Here is a 23302-nt window from a genome sequence, read left to right as displayed (position 1 = left end):
CCCGGCGCATGACGCTCACCGTCGTCGACATGCACACCGGCGGCGAGCCGCTCAGGATCGTCACCGACGGCTATCCAGACATTCCCAAAGGCACGATCCTGGAAAAGCGCGCCTATGTGCGCGACCACCTCGACCATTTGCGCAAGCTGCTGATCTTCGAGCCGCGCGGCCACTACGACATGTATGGCGCGCTGCTGGTGGAGCCCGACCTGCCCGGCGCCGAGCTGGCCGTGCTGTTTATGCACAACGAGGGCTATTCGACGATGTGCGGCCACGCCATCATTGCGCTTGGCCGCTACGCCGTCGACGAAGGGCTGGTGGTCAAGCAGGAGCCAATCACCACCGTCAACATCGAGGCGCCGTGCGGCATGGTCGTCGCCTCGGTCGAGGTCAGGGACGGCAAAGCGGGATCGGTGTCGTTCGAAAGCGTGCCGGCCTTTCTGTTTGCCCATGACCAACAAATCGAATTGGGGGGATACGGCAAGATTGCGTTCGACATCGCCTATGGCGGCGCCTTCTACGCGCTGGCCGACTGCCATCAATTCGGCCTGGAGTTCGGCCGCAGCCGGGTGCGCGATTTCGTCGACGCGGCAACCGCGCTGACCGAGCGGCTGAAGGCGGCGTTCCCTCTATCGCATCCCGACCATGCCGATCTCGCTTTCCTCTACGGCACCATCCTCACCGATGGACACGATGCGTTCTCCGGCGAGGCAACAAAAAACATCTGCGTCTTTGCCGATGCCGAGGTCGACCGCTCGCCGACCGGCTCCGGCGTCACCGCGCGGCTGGCGGCAATGCATGCCAAGGGTGAGATCAACCCTGGTCAGGAGCGGTCCTTCGAAAGCATCGCCGGCTCGCGCTTTTCCGGAGCGGTGGCGCGCACGACCATGGCCGGCCCGCATGATGCGATCATCGCCCGCGTCGGCGGCCGCGCCTACTATTCGGGCCGGGCGGAATTCACCGTCGAGCCGGATGACGAATTGGGACGCGGTTTTCTTCTGCGTTGATAGGCCTATCGCCCGGCGCTCTCCCGCGCGCCGACCGCCTTGTGCAGATGCACCATCATGGCGGCGGCAAAGAGCGGCGTCAGCAGGTTGAGCAGGGGCACGGCGAGGAAGGCAGCGATGAGCAGCCCGGCCAGAAAGACGGTGCCGGCATATTTCCGGCGCAACGCCCTCGCCTCATCTTCCGGGCGGAAGCGCATGGCGGCGAATTCGAAGAATTCACGTCCGAGCAGATAGCCGTTGACGATGAAGAAGGCGGCGATGTTGACGCCCGGAACCAACAGAAGGAGCAAGGCGACGATGTTGCCCAGGATGACGACGCCGAAGAATTTCACCGACAACACGAGCGAGCGCAGCGCCGGCATGGCGCGTCCGACGGGATCGGCCGGATAGTCGGTGCGCTCGACCACTTCGGCGATGTCGTCGAGAAACAGGCCGGCCACGATTGCCGTCGCCGGCGCGATCAGCAGCGCCATCCCGAAGGCAAGCGCGATGGCAGCGATGATGCCGCTCAGCCATCCGGCCCAGGACGGCAGGCCGGGCAGCAAGGAGTGAACCCATGGCAGGGCCAGCCAATCGACAAGCCCGGTCAAGACGAACCACAAGGCGACCAGCGCCAGGACGGTCAAGCCCAGCGTCTTCAGGAAAACCGCGCGGAATTCGGGAGAAAACAGCCGGCTGAAGGCGGCGCGGGCAGCGTTGAAGATCACGGCGTTTCACCCCCAGGAACGAACGGATATCTCCGACATAGGCTGAGACCCTGTCAGCCGCAAGCCTGCCGGAGCGGGCGCAATTCCGGACGGGAACTAGAGCATGATCCCAAAAAGTGGGTACCGGTTTTTGGAAAAGATCATGCTCCAACAAAGGGTTAGATCATGATGAGATTTCAACCAAATCTCATCATGATCTAGCGCGCCAGCGCCCGGGAGCGGGCTGGGATGGTCATTGCCGCAACGCCGACGACGACGCAGCCCATGCCCCAGAGCGCCGTCGGCCCGATGCTTTCGCCGAGGAACAGGACACCGATGCCGACGCCGATCGGCACGCGCAGATAGGCCTGCGACGTCGTGCCGACCGAACCCAGCGTGTGGATGAGGCGGAAAAAGATGCAGAAGGCCAGCGCCGTGGAGAACACCGACAATGCCAACAAGGCCAGTATCGACGCCATTGAAGGCGACAGCGTCCACGGGCGGTCGAAGGCCAGGCTCAAGGGGACGAGGATGACCGCGCCGCACAGCATCGAGCCGGCGGCCGGCAGCATCGGGTCGAGTCCCCTAAAGCTGCGGCCGAAAATGGCGGCGCCGGCATAGCAGACCGTGGCGGCAATGACGGCAAGCTGCGCCCACAATTGATGGCCGAGCCCGCCAAGCGCCTGGGTGCCGACGATCAGGCAAATGCCGGCAATGCCGGCACCGACACCGAACAGCTTGCGTGCGGTCACGGATTCATGGCGGGTGATAAGCGCGGTCAGCAGGAAGGTGAAGATCGGCGAGGTCGCGTTGAGAATGGTGGCCAGACCGGCGTCGATGGAGCGCTCGGCGGCGGCGATCAGCGTGAACGGCACGACGCTGTTGAGGCAGGCCTGGACCATGAACCGCCACAAGGTCGCGCCGTCCTTGGGCATGGAAAGGCCGCGCCAGCGGATCAGCGCGAGCAGGATGGCGCCGGCGATCAGGGTGCGAGCAGCGATGAAGGTTATCGGCGGGATCGTCTCGACACCGATCTTGATGAAGGTATAGGACGCGCCCCACAGGGCGGCCAGCACGCCAAGCAGCGCCAGTTCGGTGGCCATGTCGGTCTTTGCTTGCATGCAGGGTGCTTCCAGCGCTTGATCTGAGGCCAAGCTTGTAGGCGACCCGGCGGTCAGATGCTTCGGCCACGGTCGAACTGTGATGGAGCCTCGTCCCAGGCGCGCGCGCCGGCCTGGGCCGGCAAAGGGTGGAAATCGGTTGCCATTTTTCGGGGTGATGCTGTAGACCCGCCCGGGCGTGGCAGAAAGCCGGCAGTTCCCAGGCGGAGAAATTGATGCCCGATTATGACGTGCTTTGCATCGGCAATGCCATTGTCGACATCATCGCCCAGTGCGACGACGCTTTTCTCGAGACCAACGGCATCATCAAGGGTGCGATGAACCTCATCGACACCAAGCGCGCCGAGCTGCTCTACAGCCGCATGGGCCCCGCGATCGAGGCCTCCGGCGGCAGCGCCGGCAATACCGCCGCTGGCGTCGCCAGCTTCGGCGGCCGCGCTGCCTTCTTCGGCAAGGTGTCGAACGATCCGCTCGGCGAAATCTACGCCCATGACATCCATGCCCAGGGCGTTGCCTTCGACACCAGGCCGCTCGAAGGACAGCCGCCGACGGCGCGCTCGATGATCTTCGTCACCCCCGATGGCGAGCGTTCGATGAACACCTATCTCGGCGCCTGTGTCGAACTCGGCCCGGAAGACGTCGAGGCCGACAAGGCATCCGGCGCCAAGGTCACCTATTTCGAGGGCTATCTGTGGGATCCGCCGCGCGCCAAGGAGGCGATCCGGCAGACTGCGAAGCTGGCGCATGCCGCCGGGCGCGAAGTGTCGATGACGTTGTCGGATTCGTTCTGCGTCGACCGCTACCGCGACGAGTTCCTCGAGCTGATGCGCTCGGGCACCGTCGACATTGTCTTTGCCAACAGTCACGAGATCAAGTCGCTCTACCAGACAAAATCCTTCGACGAGGCGCTGGCGGCTATCCGCAAGGACTGCAAGATTGCCGCCGTCACCCGCTCCGAAAAAGGCTCGGTGATCGTGCGTGGCGAGGAGACCGTCACCATCCAGGCGACGACGATCCGCGAGCTGGTCGACACCACCGGCGCCGGCGACCTCTACGCCGCCGGTTTCCTCTATGGCTATACGAGCGGGCGCAGCCTGAAGGATTGCGGCGATCTCGGCTCGCTAGCCGCCGGGCTGGTGATCCAGCAGCTCGGACCGCGGCCACGGCAGAATTTGCGCAGCGCGGCCCAACTGGCGGGGCTGCTGTAGGGCCGTCTTTCGGCGCGCAGCGCCGAGCCAGATGAGGGGTGCCCGCCGGTTGAGGCTGTCCGGCGCTCCGCTCAGGCGGTGCGGCGAAGGTCGTCGGACGTAGGCCCGGGTTCCAAAGCCCCGGCGGTGACCAGCCGGTTGCGGCCGCTCTTTTTGCCGATGTACATCAGTCGGTCGGCGAGCGTTATCAGCGCCTCCGAATCGGACGCTTCCGCCGGGTAGATGGCGACGCCAACGGTGCAACCAACATGGATGGCACCATTCGGCGTCGGCACCTTGATCCGCAGCTTTTCCAGGATACGTTCGGCGACGCCCACGGCCTTCTGTCGGGCCCGGCTAGCCTCTCCTGAAAACAGGAATGCGAACTCGTCTCCACCGAGCCGCGCCACGAAATCAGCGCTGCGCAGGATGGTGCGAAGCTGACCCGCCACATCCTGCAGCAGCGCGTCGCCGGCCTCATGGCCGAGCGTGTCGTTGACCTTCTTGAACCTATCGAGGTCGATGAACAGCAGGCCGGCCGCCTGGCCAGTGCTGTCGCAGCGGTCGATCACCGACCTCAGCTCGTTGTGAAAGGCGCGCCGGTTGGGCAGGCCGGTCAATGCATCGTGGTTGGCCGAATGATCGCTCTGCTGCTTGGCCAGCTCGATCTCGCGCTTTTGTACGGAGAGTTCCTCATTGGCGGCCTTGAGTTCGAGCAGCAGTTCGGCATTGAGATCCTCGACTACCTTACGGTCGCTAATGTCGACGACGAAACCTTCGAGGAATTCGAGTTCGCCGGCACCATCCCAGACCCCGCCTCCGATCTCGCGCACCCAGAGCGGCTCGCCGACCTGTGGCACGATGCGGTAGTCGACGTTCCAGTTGCAGCGCGCCTCGAGCGCGGTATCGACGGCGGCATAGACCGCAGCGAGATCATCCGGGTGGATCGCCGAGACATAGTCGCGCACGGCATTTTGAATGAAGTCGCTCGGCCGATAACCGCTGACGGTTAAAATGCCGTCGCTGATGTAGAGCATGGTGTAGGACGCATCGTTGCGGCAACGGTAGAGATAACCGTCCATGCGGCCGGTGATGCTCAGCAGCGCATCCAGGCGCTCGTCGTGATAGACCCCCTGGCCGACCACAGATGCCGTGTCATGCTTCATGGCCGCACCCCCGTTTTGGCGGTCTGAGCGCGCCGCCAATGCCATAAGGCCATAGGGGGCGAGAACGTTCCCTATAGCAGCCGAATATTATCAATCTCTTATGCGTTGGCGATTTTGCCGCCAATCAGGCTCCCGCGCTATAGGCCGCGATCGCAGCCATGTTGACGATGTCCGAATCCTTGGCGTTGAGCGAGACGATCTGGACCGGTTTGTTCAAGCCGACCAGCAGCGGGCCGATGACGGTGGAGCCGCCGAGTTCCTGCAGCATCTTGGTCGAGATCGAGGCCGAGTGGAACGCCGGCATGATCAGCACGTTGGCCGGGCCGGTCAGCCGGATGAACGGATACTGCGCCATGGCACGGGCGTTCAACGCAACGTCGGCGGCCATCTCGCCGTCATATTCGAAATCGACGCGGCGCTTGTCGAGGATACGCACCGCTTCCTGCACCCGCTCGGAGCGTTCGCCCTGCGGGTGGCCGAAGGTCGAATAGGCAAGCATGGCGAGCCTCGGCTCGTAGCCCATGCGGCGGGCAAATCCCGCCGCCTCTTCGGCGATGTCGGCGATCTGTTCGGCATTGGGCATGTCGTGCACGGCGGTATCGGCGACGAGGACTGTTTTGCCCCGCGCGAGCACGATGGAGACGCCGATGACGCGGTGTCCGGGCTTGGCGTCGATGACGCGGCGGATATCGTCAAGCGCCGTGGAATAGTTGCGGGTGACGCCGGTGACGATGCCGTCGGCATCGCCCAGCGCCACCATGCAGGCAGCGAAATGGTTGCGGTCGTTGTTGATCAGCCGCTGGCAGTCGCGGAACAGGAAGCCTTTGCGCTGCATGCGCTCGTAGAGATAATCGGTGTAGATGCCGTTGCGGCGCGAAAGCCTGGCATTGATGATCTCGATGCCTTGCTTGTTCAGGTCGATGCCGGCGTGCCTGGCGTTTTCCTTGATTACATCGTCGCGGCCGAGCAGGATCGCGGTGCCGAGCTTCTGGTTCACATAGGAGACGGCGGCGCGCATCACCTGTTCTTCCTCGCCCTCGGCAAAGACGATGCGCTTGGGCTGGCGGCGGACGCGATCGTAGATGCGCTGCAAGGTCGAAGCGATCGGGTCGCGGCGGGCCGACAGCTCCTGCGCGTAGCGGTCGAGGTCGAGGATAGGCTTGCGGGCGACGCCCGACTCCATCGCCGCCTTGGCCACCGCGAGCGGGATGGCCGAGATCAGGCGCGGATCGAACGGCACCGGGATGATGTAGTTCGGGCCGAATTTCGGCCGGTTGCCCTGATAGGCGGCGGCGACATCGTCGGGCACGTCCTTGCGCGCCAGGTCGGCCAGCGCTCTCGCTGCGGCGATCTTCATGTCGTCATTGATGGTGGTGGCCCTGACATCCAGCGCACCGCGGAAGATGTAGGGGAAGCCCAGCACATTGTTGACCTGGTTCGGATAGTCGGAACGCCCGGTGGCCATGATGGCATCGGTGCGGATCTCGGCCACTTCCTCGGGTGTGATCTCCGGGTCGGGGTTGGCCATGGCGAAGATGATCGGGTTCTTGGCCATCGACTGCACCATCTTGGTGGTCAACGCACCCTTGGCCGACAGGCCGAGGAAGACATCGGCGCCGTCGAGCGCCTCGGCCAGGCTGCGCGTGTCGGTCTTGACCGCATGCGCCGACTTCCACTGGTTCATGCCCTCGGTGCGACCCTGGTAGACGACGCCCTTGGTGTCGCACAGAATGATGTTGTCGGGGGCAAAGCCCATCGCCTTCATCAGTTCGATGCAGGCGATACCGGCCGCACCGGCGCCGTTGCAGACCATTTTCGTGGTCTTCATGTCGCGGCCGGTGATCTCCAGCGCGTTGATCAGCCCGGCGGCCGAGATGATGGCGGTGCCGTGCTGGTCGTCGTGGAAGACCGGGATGTCCATCAGTTCGCGCAGGCGCTGCTCGATGATGAAGCATTCCGGCGCCTTGATGTCTTCCAGGTTGATGCCGCCGAAAGACGGCCCAAGAAAGCGCACGCAATTGATGAACTCGTCGGCATCCTCGGTGTCGACTTCGAGGTCGATGGAGTCAACATCGGCGAAACGCTTGAACAGCACCGCCTTGCCTTCCATAACCGGCTTGGAGGCCAGCGCGCCGAGATTGCCGAGGCCGAGAATGGCGGTGCCGTTGGATATGACGGCGACCATGTTGCCGCGCGTCGTGTAGTCGAAAGCGCGGCTGGGGTCTTCGGCAATGGCCAGCACAGGAACCGCGACACCCGGCGAATAGGCGAGGCTCAGATCGCGCTGCGTCGCCATCGGCTTGGTGGCGACGATCTCCAGCTTGCCGGGGCGGCCCATGGCGTGGAATTCCAGCGCCTCCTCGGCGCTGACGGAGGGGCCGCTATTTTCGGTTTTCTTGGCCATGATGCTTTTGATTTCCTCGCCGGTGCCGCCCCCTTGAGACGGGTGCGTGTTTTTGAAACTTCTGGATCAAGGCTACACGCCACCGCTGTAAATCGCCAAGCGATCTTCACGCCCGCAGCGAATCTCCCGAAGTCGAACGGCGTCACGTCGGCTCTGGCTCGCTGACGAAGGCAGCGATTTCGCGCACCGTTCCCCGCCGCATCATGCCGTCTGTGCCGGGGAAAGGCCACGTCTCGATGGGTGGCGCACGGCTTCCCTTGCGCCGCAGCAATGCAGTCAGGAACGCCATGAGTTCGATGCGCTGGGCGTGAACCTTCTCCAGCGTGCGGCGGCGGATGTGCTGACGCGGTATGGCACGATCTCGCAGCGTCTCGACGGCGCGGCGAATGGCAGCCGGTTCCGGATCGGCGACGATGCAATAATCCGGATCGAAATAGACGTCGCGACCGCCAAGGCTCGGCGTACTGACGATCGGCAGGCCGGCCATCAGATATTCCATCGAGGAGTACATCGCTCCTTCCACGGCCGACAGGCACAGCCCGACGGCGGCCTGGTTGTAGACGTGGTTGACCTGTTGCGCCGTCAGCTTGCCCGGCCAGCCGTCGACGAGCGGATTGGCGATCTGGTGGAGCGGCGAACGCGCCTGCAGTCGCCGAACAAAGGCGCGGGCGGCAACCGGCGGCAATTCGCCGATCGAATAGGTGATGTGGGCCAGCCGCTCTATGTCGAAGGCCAGGTGATGGCGTTTGATCGGCGAGATGCGGCCATTGTAGACCGCGTCGAATTCGACCGGCACGTCCGGCAGCGGCCGGAATATATCCTCCGACACCATCAGATTGTGGTTGGAGAAGATGGCATTGCCGCCCGCAGCTGCGATGAGACGGCGCTCTTCCTCGGTGTTGCACAGGAAGATGATTTCGTGCAGCGGAAACCGGCCGGCATACCAGGCGAGATCGCGGCCCATCCGGGCGATGACAGCCGGCCGCTCCATGGTCCAGGTCTGCATCGTCAGGAAGGTGACGCGGCGCGCCGCCAGGCGCCGGCCGAGCGCTGCCAGCGGATAGAGCGGCCGCGACCCGCCAATCGGGACATAGAGCACCAGCGGGTCGCGGCTGAGCACATGCAGCGACATGTCGATGCCGCCATCGACATCGGACAGCGGCCCGCGTGTCGGCAGGAGGAAGGGGACGCGCTTGCGCAGTGTCCCCCTGAGCTTGCCTTTGGTGCGGTGGACGCGCCGCGCCGCCAACAGCAGCAGGCGCTCAAGCGCCGATCCAGCCGGACCGACCAGCTCTTCGAACGCCTCCTGTTTGTCCTGATCCATGCCGCTTATCCCCGCCATGGCGATCATAGGGTCTGGTTGGCGCCCGAAGCAACCAACGGCTTCACCCGGCGTAGAGGGAGCACAAGCCGCCGTCGAGGCCGGTCGTCCCCTGCTTTTCGGGCCGCCGGCATTAAACCCCGCACCCACATCTGCTAGCGTGCGGGCATGAACATGCACACTTCAGCAGAAACCGACGCCCCCGAGGTGACACCGCCTGCGCCCGTCGGCAGCGTCACGCCGATGATGGAGCAATATATCGAGATCAAGGCGGCGAACCCGGATTCTCTGCTGTTCTACCGCATGGGCGATTTTTACGAGCTGTTCTTCGACGACGCCGAAAAGGCGAGCAAGGCGCTGGGCATCGTCCTGACCAAGCGCGGCAAGCACCAGGGTAACGACATTCCGATGTGCGGCGTGCCGGTGCATGCGGCCGACGACTATCTGCAAAAGCTGATCGGGCAAGGTTTTCGCGTTGCCGTGTGCGAGCAGATCGAGGACCCGGCGGAAGCCAGGAAGCGCGGCGGCAAATCGGTCGTACGCCGTGACGTGGTGCGCCTGGTGACGCCAGGCACCATCACCGAGGATAAATTGCTGGCGCCGTCGGAATCGAGCTTCCTGATGGCGCTAGGGCGGGTGAAGGGCGGCAACAGCGGTGACGCCTTCGCCCTGGCCTGGATCGAGATCTCGACCGGCGTCTTCCGCGTCGCCGAAACCACGACCGACCGCCTGCTGGCCGATGTCTTCCGCGTCGACCCGCGCGAGCTGATCGTCGCCGAGCCGGTGTTTTACGATCCCGAGCTGAAGCCGGTGTTCGACGTCATTGGCCGCGTTGCCAGCCCGCAGCCGCCGTCGCTTTTCGATTCGGCTTCGGCAGCGGGGCGGATCGCGCGTTTCTTCGAAGTGGCGACGCCGGACAGTTTCGGTGCCTTCTCGCGCGCCGAATTGTCGGCGATCTCGGGCGCCATCGCCTACGTCGAAAAGACGCAGAAGGCCGAGCGGCCGCCTTTGTCGCGTCCCGAACGCGAGGAGCAGGGCTCGACGCTGTTCATCGATCCTGCGACACGCGGCAATCTGGAACTGTTGCGCACGCTGTCGGGCAGCCGCGACGGCTCGCTGTTCAAGGCTATAGACCGCACGGTCACCGGCGGCGGCGCCAGGCTGCTCGCCGACCGGCTGATGGCGCCGCTGACCGATCCGGCGGCGATTGCCGCCCGGCTTGATTCGGTATCGTTCTTCCGCGCCGAGACGCGGCTCTGCCAGGCGGTGCGGTCAAGCCTGAAGAGCGTCGCCGACATGCCGCGAGCGCTGTCGCGGTTGGCGCTCAACCGCGGCGGCCCGCGCGACCTCGGCGCGCTGCGTGCCGGCTTTGAAGCGGCGGGCGCCATTGCCGAAATCTTCGCCGCAACAGCGCTGCCCCATGAATTGACGGAAGCACTTGCCGCGATCAAGGCACTGCCGCGTGCGCTGGCCGAGCATCTGACCCAGGCTCTTGGCGAGGAACTGCCGTTGCTCAGGCGCGACGGCGGCTTCGTGCGCGGCGGCTACCATGCCGAGCTCGACGAAATGCGGGCGCTGCGCGACGAATCGCGCAAGGTGATCGCCGGACTGGAGCGCTCGCTGATCGAGGAGACCGGCATCCGCTCGCTGAAAATCCGCCACAACAATGTGCTGGGCTATTACATCGAGGTGACGGCCAACCACCATTCAATCATGACCGGAAGCGACGGCGCCAAGGCGCGCTTCATCCACCGCCAGACCATGGCCAACGCCATGCGTTTCACCACGACCGAACTTGCCGAACTCGAGACCAAAATCGCCAATGCCGCCGACCGGGCGCTGAGCATCGAGCTTGCCGCTTTCGACACGCTGACGACAGAGGCGGTCGCCGAGGCGCAAAAAATTCGCGCCGGCGCCGATGCGCTTGCCGTACTTGACGTGTCGGCGGCGCTCGCGCTGTTGTCGGAGAGTGAAGCCTGGTGCCGGCCGCTGGTCGATTCCAGCCTCGCCTTCGATATCTCGGGCGGACGCCATCCGGTGGTGGAACAGGCGCTGCGGCGCTCGGGCGAAGGGCCGTTTGTCGCCAATGATTGCGATCTGTCGCCGCAAGACGGGGCCAAGGCCGGCGCGATTTGGCTGCTCACCGGTCCGAATATGGGCGGTAAGTCGACCTTCCTGCGGCAAAACGCACTGATCGCCATCCTCGCCCAAACCGGTTCCTTCGTGCCGGCGACGTCGGCCCATATCGGCGTTGTCGACCGGCTGTTCTCGCGGGTCGGCGCCTCGGACGATCTGGCGCGTGGCCGTTCGACCTTCATGGTCGAGATGGTAGAGACGGCGGCGATCCTCAACCAGGCCGGCGAACGGGCGCTGGTGATCCTCGACGAGATCGGTCGCGGCACCGCCACGTTCGATGGCCTGTCGATCGCCTGGGCGGCAGTCGAGTATCTGCACGAGAAGAACCGCTGCCGGGCGATCTTCGCCACTCATTTCCACGAAATGACGGCACTCTCCGGCAAGCTGCCGCGACTGCACAATGTCACGATGCGGGTTAAGGAGTGGGAAGGCGACGTGGTCTTCCTGCACGAGGTCGGCAAGGGTGCCGCCGATCGCTCCTATGGCGTTCAGGTCGCTCGCCTTGCCGGTCTGCCCGAAGCGGTGGTCGGCCGGGCCAAAGAGGTGCTGCATCAGCTCGAGGAAGGCGATGTCTCCGGCAAGGCCAACCGGCTGGTCGACGATCTGCCGCTGTTTTCGGTGGCAATGAAGCGGGAAGCGGCAAAGCCTGCGAAGAGCGACGCATTGGGCGCAGCGCTGGGTGAGATCAATCCAGACGAGATGACGCCGCGCGAGGCGCTGGAAGCGCTCTACCGGCTGAAGGGGCTGGCGGGGAAAACCTAGTCCGATTTCAGCCTTGACCAATTGTACCGTTTGGTACAATGCTCGCCATCGCCTTTGCCGATGGAAGAATGACATGAGCCGTCCGCCGCTGCCGCCCTTCACCGCCGAGACCGCTGCGCAGAAGGCTCGGCTTGCCGAAGACGCCTGGAACAGCCGCGATCCCGAACGGGTTTCGCTCGCCTATACGCAAGACAGCACCTGGCGCAACCGCGCCGAGTTCGTCTCGGGCAGAAATGAGATCGTCTCCTTCCTCACGCGCAAATGGGCGCGCGAGCTGGACTACCGGCTGATCAAGGAGGTCTGGACCTGGAACGACAACCGCATCGCGGTGCGCTTTGCCTATGAATGGCGCGACGACAGCGGCCACTGGTTCCGCTCCTACGGCAACGAGAATTGGGAATTTGACGCGGATGGACTGATGCGTAGGCGCGTCGCCAGCATCAACGACCTGCCGATCGCTGAGGGTGAGCGCAAATATCACTGGTCGCTCGGCCGCCGGCCGGACGACCATCCCGGCCTGTCCGAACTCGGACTTTAGAGTATGATCCCTAGAGCTGTGTCGCGGTTTTCGGCAAAGATCATGCTCAAGCGGAAAAACTAGCGCATGCGCAGGGTCGCGCCCGATCGCGCCGATTTGCTCTCCATCATCGGCGAGGTTTTCCGCGAACACGGCTATGAAGGGGCGAGCCTGGCGCGGATCGGTGCGGCGACCGGCCTAGGCAAAGGCAGCCTTTACCACTTCTTCCCCGGCGGCAAGGAAGAGATGGCGGCGGCTGTCATTGCCCATATAGATGGCTGGTTCGAGGAGAATGTCTTCGTGCCGTTGCAGGACAGGGCCGACCCTCGCACGGGCATCGACCGGATGTTCGAAGCGACCGACAGCTATTTCCGCTCGGGACGCCGGGTATGCCTGATCGGCGCCTTCGCGCTGGATGAATCCCGCGACCTCTTCGCCATCGCGATCAAAAGCTACTTCGGCCGCTGGGTGGCGCATCTTGCCGAAGCGCTGACGCGCGCCGGACACGACCCGGCCAAGGCGGATGAACTCGCCGAAGAGACGGTCGGCGCCATCCAGGGCGCGCTCACGCTGGCGCGCGCCTTCGACGACACCGCAGTGTTTTCGCGCGCGTTGCGACGGGCGCGGGCGGCGCTCGGCTAGAGTGCTACAAGGGCTCGAAGCGGAAAGCCGTCTCGGTTCGAAAAACCCGGCCGACGCCGGGCGAATCAAGATGCGCGCCGGCGACGTAGCAGTCGTTGTTGGCCGCAAGCGCCAGCATTTGCAACCGGCTTGCCCTCGCCTGCTGCTGGTCTGCGTCGAATTCCCACGTGATCTCGGGTCGATCGAATTGAAGCGACGGCACATGTACGATGTCGCCCCAGATCAACAGTGTTTCGCCTGCGCTCACAACGCGAAAGCAAGTGTGGCCGGCTTCATGGCCAGCGGAGCCGATCGTATCGATGTCAGCGCTGACGCGCTGTCCAGCATCGAGAGGCTGGGCGCGATCGTGGAAGCGTTCCAGCCTCGCCACGTCGCGAAACATGCCGAGCTCAGCGCGCGGGACAAGCAGCCGAGAGAGCTGCGGGAAGCCGTCGCCACCATCGGCAAGGATGAGCCCGTGTATATGGTCGAGATGGGTGTGGGTGAAAGCAACAGTCCGAATCCGCTCGGTGGCGATCTTCGCCTCGCGCAGCGCCTCGGGCAGGTGCCCCATTGTCGGGTGCCAGGCGTTCGAAGCCCCTGTGTCGATCAGCGTGATGTCGTCGCCGTCATCGATGGCGAAGGCGTTGACCGACAGCCTGAGCGCACCGTCGACGAGCGGTACATGCGAGGGCAGGTTGTCACCGAATGTCCGGTCTCCGGGCTGGCGCAGCCGCCTGATTGGCATGTCGACGTAACCGTCGCGCAGCGACGTGACCGTCATGGCTCCGACTCTATACGCCGTATGATTATACCCGGTCGAAATCCGTTCCAATCTAGATCATCTCCAGGCCGCGCTTGCGCGTCGGCGGTGGAAAGGCGCGGTCGAGTTCGACGAAATCCTCAGCCTCCAGCTCGATGTCGAGCGCGGCAACATTCTGGCGGACGTGCTCCTGGCTGCTCGCCTTCGGGATGGCGATGACACCGGGCTGCGCCATCACCCAGGCCAGGGCGATCTGTGCCGGCGTTGCGTTGTGGCGGGCGGCGATGGTTTCCAGCCTGGAATTGCGCGCCAGCGCGCCCTGCTCGACCGGCGAATAGGCCATCAGCGGGATGCCGCGCTGCCGGCTCCATGGCGCGAGATCGAATTCGGGGCCGCGCCGCGACAGATTGTAGAGTACCTGGTTGGTCTGGACATGATCTCCAGACGACAGGCCGGTCAGCTCCTCCATTTCGTCGGTGTCGAAATTGCTGACGCCCCAGTGACGGATCTTGCCGGCCTTCTTCAACGCCTCGAAAGCCTCGACCGTTTCGCCTAGAGGCACACTGCCCGGCCAATGCAGGAGATAGAGATCGATGCGGTCGGTGCGCAGGCGCTTCAAGCTGTTTTCGCAGGCCCGCGCCACGCCGGCGCGCGAGGCATTGGACGGCAATACCTTGGAGACAAGAAAGAGTTCGTCGCGACGCCCGGCAATGGCTTCCGCCACCACCTCCTCGGCGCCGCCGCTGGCATACATTTCAGCGGTGTCGATCAACGTCATGCCGAGGTCCAGCCCGAGCTTCAGGGCATTGACCTCCCCGGCGCGGCGGCGGGAATCCTCGCCCATCTTCCATGTGCCCTGTCCCAGCACCTGGACGGCCTCGCCCGAAGGCAGCGTGGTGGCTCTTATCGTCGATGGCATGTGGGCTCCTGGCGCCGTGTAATCGATGTGAATGGCATCACAACCACGGAGAGAAATCCAGAATGGATCTCTCCGGCATGGCCGTTGCTGCCTTACTTCGCCGGATGGGCGGCGAGCCAGGCCTGCATCTTGGCGATCTCGGCTTCCTGCGCGGCGATGACATCTTCGGCCAGCTTGCGGATTTCGGGGTCCTTGCCATTGGCGAGTTCCACCTTGGCCATGTCGATCGCGCCCCGATGATGCGGGATCATGCCGCGCACGAAATCGACATCGGCATTGCCGGAATATTCGATCATCATGTCGGTGTGCATCTTGTCCATCGCCGCCTTGTAGCCGTCGGTCGAAGGACCTTGCGCGCCCATCGCGCCCATGTCGTGTTTCATCTCTTCGGATTGCGCCGGGACGCTTTCGAGGAAAACGGCAAGCAGCATTCCCGCCGCCATCATCAAAAGCACGATCTTCTTAGCCAAGGTCATCCATGATCTCCTGTTGATTGATATTCGTATCTGGGGGCTTTGCTCAGAGTTTCAACGTCCGCAGCCGCAATGCGTTGGCGATGACCGAAACCGAAGACAGGCTCATGGCCGCCGCCGCCAGCATCGGCGACAAAAGCGTGCCGGTGAGCGGATAGAGCACGCCGGCGGCAACCGGCACGCCAAGCACATTGTAGAGGAAGGCGAAAAACAGATTCTGGCGGATGTTGCGGATCGTCCCCTGGGCGAGCGTTCGGGCCCTGACGATGCCGTTGAGATCGCCCTTGACCAGCGTAATGCCGGCGCTCTCGACAGCGACATCGGCGCCGGTGCCCATGGCGATGCCGACATCGGCGCTGGCCAGGGCCGGCGCATCGTTGACGCCGTCGCCGGCCATGGCTACGCCGGCACCTTTCGCACGCAACTCCTCGACAAGGGCTGCCTTTTGTTCCGGCAGCAGGCCGGCGCGCACCTCGTCAATGCCAAGGCTTTTGGCGATGGCGCGCGCCGTGCATTCATTGTCGCCGGTCGCCATGATGATCCGCAAGCCTCTGTCGTGCAGCGCCCTGATCGCCTCGGCTGTCGTTGCCTTGACCGGATCGGCGACCGCGACAATGCCGGCCAGTTTTTTGTCCACCGCAACGAACATCGCCGTCTTGCCTTCTGCCTGCAGCGCCTCGGCCCTGGCCGACAGGGAAGCGGTGTCGATGCCGACATCGGCCATCATGGCGGCGTTGCCGAGCGAAACCTTCCTGCCAGACACCGTGCCGGATACGCCCTTGCCGGTGACGGCGTCGAAGCCGCCGGCCTCAACGAGCGTCAGGCCGCGTTCGCCGGCGCCGCCGACAATGGCCTCGGCCAGCGGATGCTCCGAGCCTTTTTCCAGGCCGGCGGCGAGCGCCAGCAATTCATTCTCAGACAGGCCTTCGGCAGCGACGACATCGGTCAAGCGAGGCTTGCCTTCGGTCAAGGTGCCGGTCTTGTCGACGATCAACGTGTCGACCGAAGCGAAGCGCTCGAGCGCGGCCGCGTCCTTGATCAGCACGCCCGCGTGCGCCCCGCGCCCGGTGGCAGTCATGATCGACATCGGCGTCGCCAGGCCGAGCGCGCAGGGGCAGGCGATGATCAGCACCGAGACCGCCGAGACGATGGCAAAGATCAAGCTGGGTTCGGGACCGAAGATCGCCCAGGCGGCAAAGGCCATGAGCGCGACCAGCACGACGGCCGGCACGAAGTAGAAGGAGACGCGATCGGCTAAACCTTGAATCGGCGCGCGCGAACGCTGCGCCTTTGCGACCAGCTCGACGATGCGCGAAAGCGTCGTTTCGGAGCCGACCTTTTCGGCGCGCATGATCAGCGAACCGTTCTTGTTGAGCGTGCCGCCGGTCAAGGCATCGCCTTTCGTTTTTTCGACCGGCAGCGGCTCGCCCGAGATCATCGATTCGTCGATGGAGGAACGGCCTTCCGTTACGATGCCGTCGACCGGCACGGCGTCGCCTGGACGGAGGCGCAGGTGGTCGCCGGTCTTGACCGCATCGAGCGGCACGTCGGTGTCGGAGCCGTCCTCCCCGATCAGCCGTGCCGTCTTCGGCGCCAGGTCGAGCAGCGCACGGATGGCCGAGCCGGTCTTTTCGCGCGCCCGCAATTCGAGCACCTGACCGAGGAATACCAGCGCGACGATGACGGCGGCTGCCTCGAAATAGACCGGCACTGTGCCGCCATGACCGCGGAACTGGTGTGGAAAAATGTCCGGGAACAGAGTGGCCGCCACGCTGTAGAGATAGGCAGCGCCGACACCGAGCGAAATCAGCGTCCACATATTGGGGCTGCGGTTGACCAGCGACTCCCAGCCTCGGTGGAAGAACGGGAAGGCCGCCCACAGCACGACGGGGCTGGCCAGCGCCAATTCCAGCCAGACCATCGTTCGCCCGTCGACAAACGCCTGGAACGTCAGGCCGAGCATCGGCGCCATGGCAACGATCAGCAGCGGCAGGGACAGCACCGCGCTGACCCAGAACCGTCTGGTGAAGTCTACCAGTTCGGGGTTCGGGCCCTCATCGCCAGTGGGAACGCCCATCGGCTCAAGCGCCATGCCGCAGATCGGGCAGGAGCCGGGCTTGTCTCTTATCACTTCGGGATGCATCGGGCAGGTGTATTGCGTGCCTTTCCGCACTGGCGACGGCGTCGGCCTGTCACCGAGATAGTTTTGCGGCTCGGCCTCGAACTTCGCCCGGCAGCCGGCCGAGCAGAAATAGAAACCCTGGCCTTCGTGGCGGAAAAAATGCCTGGCGGTAGCGCGGTCGACACTCATGCCACAGACGGGGTCGGTGGCGGTCAGGTATTTTTCGGGCCCGGCGACGAATTTCGTACGGCAACCCTCGCTGCAGAAGTGAAAGAGACGGCCGCCATGCTCGGCCGTCGGCTTACCGGCTGCCGGATCGACGCTCATGCCGCAGACCGGATCGCGCACCACGGCTTCGGCGGCCGGCTCAGCAGCCTTTGCCGTACAGCAGTTGCCATCGGCCGCGTGCGCGTGGTGGTGATGCTCGGAATGCGCCATCGAAAAGTGCCTTATATCTGTCTGGGTGAGGAGGTAGTGCTTCCAGTAACTGGAAGGTCAAGGGGCGATTTCCACTTTTCGATCGTGGCCGTCATCGCGCACATCGAGGGAAAATCGCTTACGCAACTTTGTTCCCATGCTATGGACGCGCGTCCCACTGCATCGATCCCACCCAAATGAAATGCCTGATTATCAATCTCGATCGGTCCCGCGATCGCCTCGCCCATGTAACGGCGGAGTTCGCGCGCATCGGCATCGCCTTCGAGCGGGTCGCCGCCATCGATGCGCGAGATCGGCCGGATCTGGCCGAAATGCCGCAGGGCAAGAAGCATTTGCGCCTGGCCGACGCCGAGATTGCCTGCCTGCTCAGCCACCAACAGTGTTGGTCGACGATCGCTGCAGGTGAGGATGCTTACGCGGCGATTTTCGAGGACGATGTCGTTTTCCCGGACAAAGCCGGCGCTTTGCTTGCCGATGCGGGCTGGATTCCCGCCGATGCGGACATCGTCAAGTTGGAAACGTTCTTCAACCGGACCGTAATTTCACGCAAGCAAGTTGCCTGCGGCCACGGTTTTTCCGCGAGCAGACTGCACGGGCTCCATATCGGTACGGCGGGATACATCCTGTCCAGACAGGCCGCGCGGGACCTTCTTGCGGCAACGAATGAGATCAGCATTCCCGTCGATCACCTCATCTTCAATCCGCGTTTTGCGACCTCGTCCGACAAGGTCATTTACCAACTCGTCCCAGCATTGTGCCTGCAGGCACAATTCCTCGGCGACAGTCCGGTGAGATTGCCAAGCCTGCTCAAGCAGGAGCGAACAGAGGAATGGGTGGCAAGCGGGATAGGTAAACGGCGCCCCAGGCCAATCACCGCCAAGGTAAGGATCGAGACCAGGCGGTTGACGCGGCAGATCGCCGATCTCTTCCGGCTCCGGCGCGAGATGATCATCCCTTTCTGGTATCGCGGCCGACGCGTCCGTCCGCCCCATACACAGCGCCGTGAAAACGCGCTATAGACGCCGCGCAAAGGCGAGGCCCACCGGCAATCCATGGCAAAAATCTCCCTCAAGCTCGACGCGCTGATCGACAGCGAGGCTTTGCGCCGCGACATGACGGCGCTGATCTCGGCGGCCAGCGGCATCGAGCCCGGCGCGCGCGTCGGTGCGCTCCGGCTGCTGAAGGATCGGCTGACCGAGGGCCGCAAGGTTGCCGAGCGCATGCTGATGGACGATGGCAGCGGCACGGCCTGCGCCGCCCGGCTGTCGCATCTGATGGACGAGATCATCCGCGCCCTCTACGAGTTCGCCGCGACCCACGTCTACCGGGTGAAAAGCCCCTCGACCGCAGAGCGCATGGCGGTCGTCGCCGTCGGCGGCTATGGCCGCGGCACGCTGGCGCCGGGCTCCGACATCGACCTGTTGTTCCTGCTGCCCTACAAGCAGACGCCGTGGGGCGAACAGATCGTCGAATATATGCTCTATATGCTGTGGGACCTCGGGTTGAAGGTTGGCCACGCCACCCGCAACATCGACGAGTGTCTCAGGCTGTCGCGCAGCGATATCACCATCCGCACCACGATCCTGGAAGCGCGGTTCCTGTGGGGCGAACAGAAGCTCTTCGACGAATTGCTCGCTCGCTTCGACCATGAAGTGGTGCGCACCACCGGACCGGAATATGTGCAGGCCAAGCTCGCCGAACGCGACGATCGCCATGCCAAGGCCGGCGAAAGCCGCTATCTGGTCGAGCCCAACGTCAAGGACGGCAAGGGCGGCCTGCGCGATTTGCAGACGCTGTTCTGGATCGCCAAATACTTCTATCGCGTGCGCACCGGCGAGGAATTGGTCGAGAAAGGTGTCTTCACCGAGGCCGAGTACCGCGAATTCCAGAAGGCCGAAGACTTCCTGTGGGCGGTGCGCTGCCACATGCATTTCCTCACCGGCAAGCCAGAGGAACGGCTGCATTTCGATATCCAGCGCGAGATCGCCGAACGGCTGGGCTACACCACCCATCCCGGTCTGTCGGCGGTCGAGCGCTTCATGAAGCATTACTTCCTCGTCGCCAAGGATGTCGGCGACCTCACCCGCATCTTCTGCGCCGCGCTCGAGGAAGAGCAGGCCAAGCATGTGCCCGGCTTCAACCGCATCTTCCTCACCTTCCAGCGCCGCAAGCGCAAGCTGGCAGGCACGTCGGACTTCATTGTCGACAATCACCGCATCAACGTCGCCGACGACAGCGTGTTCGAGCGCGACCCGGTCAATCTGCTCAGGCTGTTCTGGTTCGCCGACAAGCACGGGCTGGAGTTCCATCCCGATGCGCTGAAGCTGCTCACCCGCTCGCTCGGTCTGGTCAACAAGTCGCTGCGGCGCGACGAGGAGGCCAACCGGCTGTTCCTCGACATCCTGACCTCGGACCGCAATGCCGAGCTTAATTTGCGGCGCATGAACGAGGCCGGCCTGCTCGGCAGGCTGATCCCCGATTTCGGCAGAATAGTCGCCATGATGCAGTTCTCGATGTACCACCACTATACGGTGGACGAGCACCTGATCCGCTGCATCGGCGTCTTGGCCGAGATCGAGCGCGGCGACGGCGAAAAGGTGCATCCGCTCTCGCACACGCTGATGCCGGGGCTAGAGAAGAGCCGCGAGGCGCTCTATGTCGCGGTGCTGCTGCACGACATCGCCAAGGGCCGGCCGGAGGATCACTCAGAGGCCGGCGCCCGGATCGCGCGCCGCATCTGCCCGCATATGGGGCTGTCGGCGGCCGACACCGAGACAGTCGCCTGGCTGGTCGAGAACCATCTGGTGATGTCGATGACGGCGCAGACGCGCGACCTCAACGACCGCAAGACGATCGAGGATTTCGCCTCGATCGTGCAATCGGTTGAGCGGCTAAAAATGCTGTTGATCCTGACCGTCTGCGACATCAGGGGTGTCGGGCCGGGCGTGTGGAACGGCTGGAAGGGCCAGCTCCTGCGCACGCTCTACTACGAGACCGAACTGCTTTTGACCGGCGGCTTCTCGGAAGTGTCGCGCGCCAAGCGGACGGCGGCGGCGCGCGAGCGGCTGGCCGAGGCGCTGGCCGATTGGCCGGACAAGGCCCGCAAGCGCTATGTCGGCCTGCATTACGAGAACTATCTGCTGACGGTCGACCTCCCCGATCAGCTGCGCCATGCCGAATTCATTCGCGAAGCCGACGCGGCAGGCAAGAAGCTCGCCACCGTGGTCAGGACTCACCAATTCGAGGCGGTGACCGAGATCACCGTGCTGGCGCAGGACCATCCGCGCCTGCTTTCGGTTATTGCCGGCGCCTGTGCCGGCGCCGGCGGCAACATCGTCGACGCGCAGATCTTCACCACGTCCGACGGCCGCGCGCTGGACATCATCCTGATCTCACGGGAATTCGACCGCGATGAGGATGAGCGCCGTCGCGCCGAGCGCGTCGGCCGGCTGATCGAGGACGTGCTGTCGGGCAAGAGCTGGCTGCCGGAGATGATCGAGAAGCGCACCCGGCCGCGGCGCGGCGCCAAGGTGTTCAAGATTCCGCCGCGCGCCGAAATCCGCAACACGCTGTCGAACCGGTTTTCGGTGATCGAGGTCGAGGGACTGGACCGGCCTGGGCTGTTGTCGGAAATCACCAGTGCGTTGTCCGATCTCTCGCTCGACATCGCCTCGGCTCACATCACCACCTTCGGCGAGAAGGTGATCGACACTTTCTATGTCACCGACCTTACGGGGCAGAAGATCGACAACCCGGCACGCACCGCCACCATCCACGCCAGGCTGATCGCGGCGCTTGAAGGCGTTGTCCCAGAGCGCGGCGGCAAGGCCAAGGCGGCGGCCGAGTGACCATCACTTTGTCCCAATCACCCCCTTTGTCCCAATCATCCCCTTTGTCCCAACCATCCAGGCAATCTCCCCGCGCATGAGCCTCGTCAAGAAATTCGCCACGGTTGCGTCCGGCACGCTGATGAGCCGCGCCCTTGGCTTTGGCCGCGAGATGCTGATGGCTGCCGCACTCGGCACCGGGCCGGTGGCGGACGCCTTCAACGCCGCCTTCCAGTTTCCAAACACGTTTCGCCGGCTGTTTGCCGAAGGCGCTTTCAACGCCGCCTTCGTGCCGCTGTTTGCCAAGGAGATCGAGACCCACGGCACCGACGGCGCCAAGCGCTTTTCGGAGGAAGTGTTCGGCGTCCTGTTCACCGCACTTCTGGCGCTGACCATCGTCATGGAATTGGCGATGCCGCTGATCGTGCGCTATCTCGTGGCGCCGGGCTTTGCCGACACGCCGGGCAAATTCGAGACGACCGTCCTGCTGGCGACGATCATGTTCCCGTATCTCATCTGCATGTCGCTCGCAGCGATGATGGCCGGCATGCTGAATTCGCTGCGCCGCTATTTCGCGGCTGCCGTGGCGCCGGCTTTCCTCAACATCATCCTGATCAGCGTGCTCGGCTACGCCTGGTACCACGGCATGGATGCCCGTGAGGTCGGTTTCAGCCTGTCCTGGGGCGTGCTGGCGGCGGGGCTGGTGCAGCTTGCCATCGTCTGGGTGGCGGTGCGCAATGCCGGCATCGCCATCGGCTTTCGCCGGCCGAAGATGACGCCCAACGTCAAGCGCCTGCTGATCCTGGCGCTGCCGGCGGCGATCACCGGCGGCATCACCCAGATCAACCAGCTGATCGGCACGGCGATCGCGTCGGCGCAGGACAGCGCCGTGTCCTCGCTTGCTTACGCCGACCGCATCTACCAGCTGCCGCTCGGCGTCGTCGGCGTCGCGGTGGCCATCGTGCTGTTGCCGGAGCTGTCGCGGGCGCTGAAATCGGGCAATCTGGTCGAGGCGGCCAATCTGCAGAACCGCTCGGTCGAGTTCACCCTGTTCATGACCTTGCCGGCGGCGGCGGCACTGTGGGTGATGGCGGAGCCGATCGTGCGGCTGGTCTATGAGCGCGGCGCCTTCGCCGCCAACGGCTCGACGCCGACAGTGGCCGCAATCCTGGCGATCTTTGGCCTCGGCCTGCCGGCCTTCGTGCTGATCAAGGCCTTCACTCCCGGCTATTTCGCCCGCGAGGATACGCGCACGCCGATGATGTTCGCCGCCATTTCGGTCGGCGTGAACGTGATCACGGCACTGACGCTGTTCCCGAGCATGGGCGCGCCCGGCATTGCGGTGGCCTCGGCCGTGGCCGGCTGGGTCAACGCTGTGATGCTGCTTGCCGTGCTGATCCGACGCGGCCATTGGGGCCGCGACGCGCCGCTGCTGAAGCGCATTCCGCGCCTGGTGCTGTCGGCTGCGGTGATGGCGGTGGCGCTCTATTTCGCCGAGCACTGGCTGGCCGTCAGGCTCGGCCCCGGCTCGCCACTGGTGATCAAGGCCGTGACGCTTCTCTCATTGGTGGCCGGCGGGGCGCTGCTCTACTTCGTCACGGCTTTCGCCACCGGCGGCGCCGATTTCGGAATGATCCGGCGCAATGTGAAACGCGGCTCGGGCAAGGCAGCGGCGCCAGCGCCAAACGCCGATCTGGACGAATAGTCCGGGCGAGCTAACAGCAACACCGGTCTTGATCCTCTCCGCCCCTTCGTCCATAAGCGCGCCGTCGCAAGACTTTCGCCGCGCGTGGTTTCCAGCCGCGTGATTGGCTCCGAAAGGTCTGCAACTT

The 23302-nt window shown here is 64.2% G+C and carries 17 protein-coding genes; 8 read left to right on the top strand and 9 right to left on the bottom strand.

Going from position 1 to position 23302, the window contains the following annotated elements:
- Window positions 1-8: 8 nt before the first annotated feature.
- The gene (locus tag NLY36_RS18865) at window positions 9-1007 is read left to right on the top strand and encodes a proline racemase family protein (protein ID WP_023692651.1); all 999 of its coding nucleotides are present in this window, start codon (window positions 9-11) and stop codon (window positions 1005-1007) included.
- A gap of 5 nt (window positions 1008-1012) precedes the next feature.
- Here NLY36_RS18865 and NLY36_RS18860 read toward each other — a convergent pair whose 3' ends face one another.
- Entirely contained in the window at window positions 1013-1714 is a 702-nt protein-coding gene (locus NLY36_RS18860; protein WP_023736183.1) for a sulfate transporter family protein, read from the bottom strand.
- Window positions 1715-1911: 197 nt separating this feature from the next.
- Window positions 1912-2814 (bottom strand): DMT family transporter, encoded by a 903-nt coding sequence (locus NLY36_RS18855; RefSeq protein WP_023736184.1) that lies wholly within the window; start codon window positions 2812-2814, stop codon window positions 1912-1914.
- Between the two features lie 215 nt (window positions 2815-3029).
- Between NLY36_RS18855 and NLY36_RS18850 the strand changes: the two genes are divergently transcribed.
- A complete protein-coding gene (locus tag NLY36_RS18850) occupies window positions 3030-4022 on the top strand; it encodes an adenosine kinase (protein ID WP_023698955.1) in 993 nt (330 codons plus the stop codon).
- A gap of 71 nt (window positions 4023-4093) precedes the next feature.
- Here the strand turns inward: NLY36_RS18850 and NLY36_RS18845 are convergent, their stop codons facing one another.
- From NLY36_RS18845 to NLY36_RS18835, 3 genes are all read right to left on the bottom strand, one after another.
- A complete protein-coding gene (locus NLY36_RS18845) occupies window positions 4094-5167 on the bottom strand; it encodes a sensor domain-containing diguanylate cyclase (protein ID WP_023698954.1) in 1074 nt (357 codons plus the stop codon).
- Window positions 5168-5291: 124 nt separating this feature from the next.
- The gene (locus NLY36_RS18840) at window positions 5292-7571 is read right to left on the bottom strand and encodes an NADP-dependent malic enzyme (RefSeq protein ID WP_023698953.1); all 2280 of its coding nucleotides are present in this window, start codon (window positions 7569-7571) and stop codon (window positions 5292-5294) included.
- A 142-nt stretch (window positions 7572-7713) separates the two neighbouring features.
- Entirely contained in the window at window positions 7714-8895 is a 1182-nt protein-coding gene (locus NLY36_RS18835; RefSeq protein WP_032934763.1) for a glycosyltransferase family protein, read from the bottom strand.
- Window positions 8896-9060: 165 nt separating this feature from the next.
- Here NLY36_RS18835 and mutS point away from each other — a divergent pair, with 165 nt between their 5' ends.
- From mutS to NLY36_RS18820, 3 genes are all read left to right on the top strand, one after another.
- Window positions 9061-11790 carry a DNA mismatch repair protein MutS gene (mutS, locus tag NLY36_RS18830; protein ID WP_023698951.1) on the top strand — a complete coding sequence of 910 codons (2730 nt, stop codon included), beginning with the start codon at window positions 9061-9063 and terminating at the stop codon, window positions 11788-11790.
- 73 nt (window positions 11791-11863) lie between these two features.
- Window positions 11864-12328 carry a nuclear transport factor 2 family protein gene (locus tag NLY36_RS18825; protein WP_023698950.1) on the top strand — a complete coding sequence of 155 codons (465 nt, stop codon included), beginning with the start codon at window positions 11864-11866 and terminating at the stop codon, window positions 12326-12328.
- Between the two features lie 66 nt (window positions 12329-12394).
- Entirely contained in the window at window positions 12395-12949 is a 555-nt protein-coding gene (locus tag NLY36_RS18820) for a TetR/AcrR family transcriptional regulator (RefSeq protein WP_023698949.1), read from the top strand.
- Between the two features lie 4 nt (window positions 12950-12953).
- On the opposite strand, the gene NLY36_RS18815 is transcribed toward NLY36_RS18820, so the two are convergent.
- From NLY36_RS18815 to NLY36_RS18800, 4 genes are all read right to left on the bottom strand, one after another.
- Window positions 12954-13712, bottom strand: coding sequence for an MBL fold metallo-hydrolase (locus tag NLY36_RS18815; protein WP_245260269.1), 759 nt, complete (start codon window positions 13710-13712; stop codon window positions 12954-12956).
- 52 nt (window positions 13713-13764) lie between these two features.
- On the bottom strand, window positions 13765-14610 hold the full coding sequence (locus NLY36_RS18810; RefSeq protein ID WP_023736188.1) for an aldo/keto reductase: 846 nt from the start codon (window positions 14608-14610) through the stop codon (window positions 13765-13767).
- 92 nt (window positions 14611-14702) lie between these two features.
- On the bottom strand, window positions 14703-15086 hold the full coding sequence (gene copM / locus NLY36_RS18805; protein ID WP_023685134.1) for a CopM family metallochaperone: 384 nt from the start codon (window positions 15084-15086) through the stop codon (window positions 14703-14705).
- Window positions 15087-15129: 43 nt separating this feature from the next.
- Window positions 15130-17643 carry a heavy metal translocating P-type ATPase gene (locus tag NLY36_RS18800; RefSeq protein ID WP_023736189.1) on the bottom strand — a complete coding sequence of 838 codons (2514 nt, stop codon included), beginning with the start codon at window positions 17641-17643 and terminating at the stop codon, window positions 15130-15132.
- Window positions 17644-17819: 176 nt separating this feature from the next.
- On the opposite strand from NLY36_RS18800, the gene NLY36_RS18795 reads away from it, so the two are divergent.
- The 3 genes from NLY36_RS18795 (at window position 17820) to murJ (ending at window position 23175) form a co-directional block, all read left to right on the top strand.
- Window positions 17820-18662 (top strand): glycosyltransferase family 25 protein, encoded by an 843-nt coding sequence (locus tag NLY36_RS18795; protein ID WP_023690024.1) that lies wholly within the window; start codon window positions 17820-17822, stop codon window positions 18660-18662.
- A gap of 33 nt (window positions 18663-18695) precedes the next feature.
- Complete coding sequence (locus tag NLY36_RS18790) at window positions 18696-21491, top strand: [protein-PII] uridylyltransferase (protein WP_023715570.1); 2796 nt, start codon at window positions 18696-18698, stop codon at window positions 21489-21491.
- A gap of 76 nt (window positions 21492-21567) precedes the next feature.
- Entirely contained in the window at window positions 21568-23175 is a 1608-nt protein-coding gene (gene murJ, locus NLY36_RS18785; RefSeq protein ID WP_023736190.1) for a murein biosynthesis integral membrane protein MurJ, read from the top strand.
- Window positions 23176-23302: the final 127 nt, after the last annotated feature.

The organism is Mesorhizobium sp. C399B (assembly GCF_030323185.1).
Lineage (GTDB): Bacteria > Pseudomonadota > Alphaproteobacteria > Rhizobiales > Rhizobiaceae > Mesorhizobium.
This window is presented reverse-complemented; position numbering and strand designations above follow the sequence as displayed.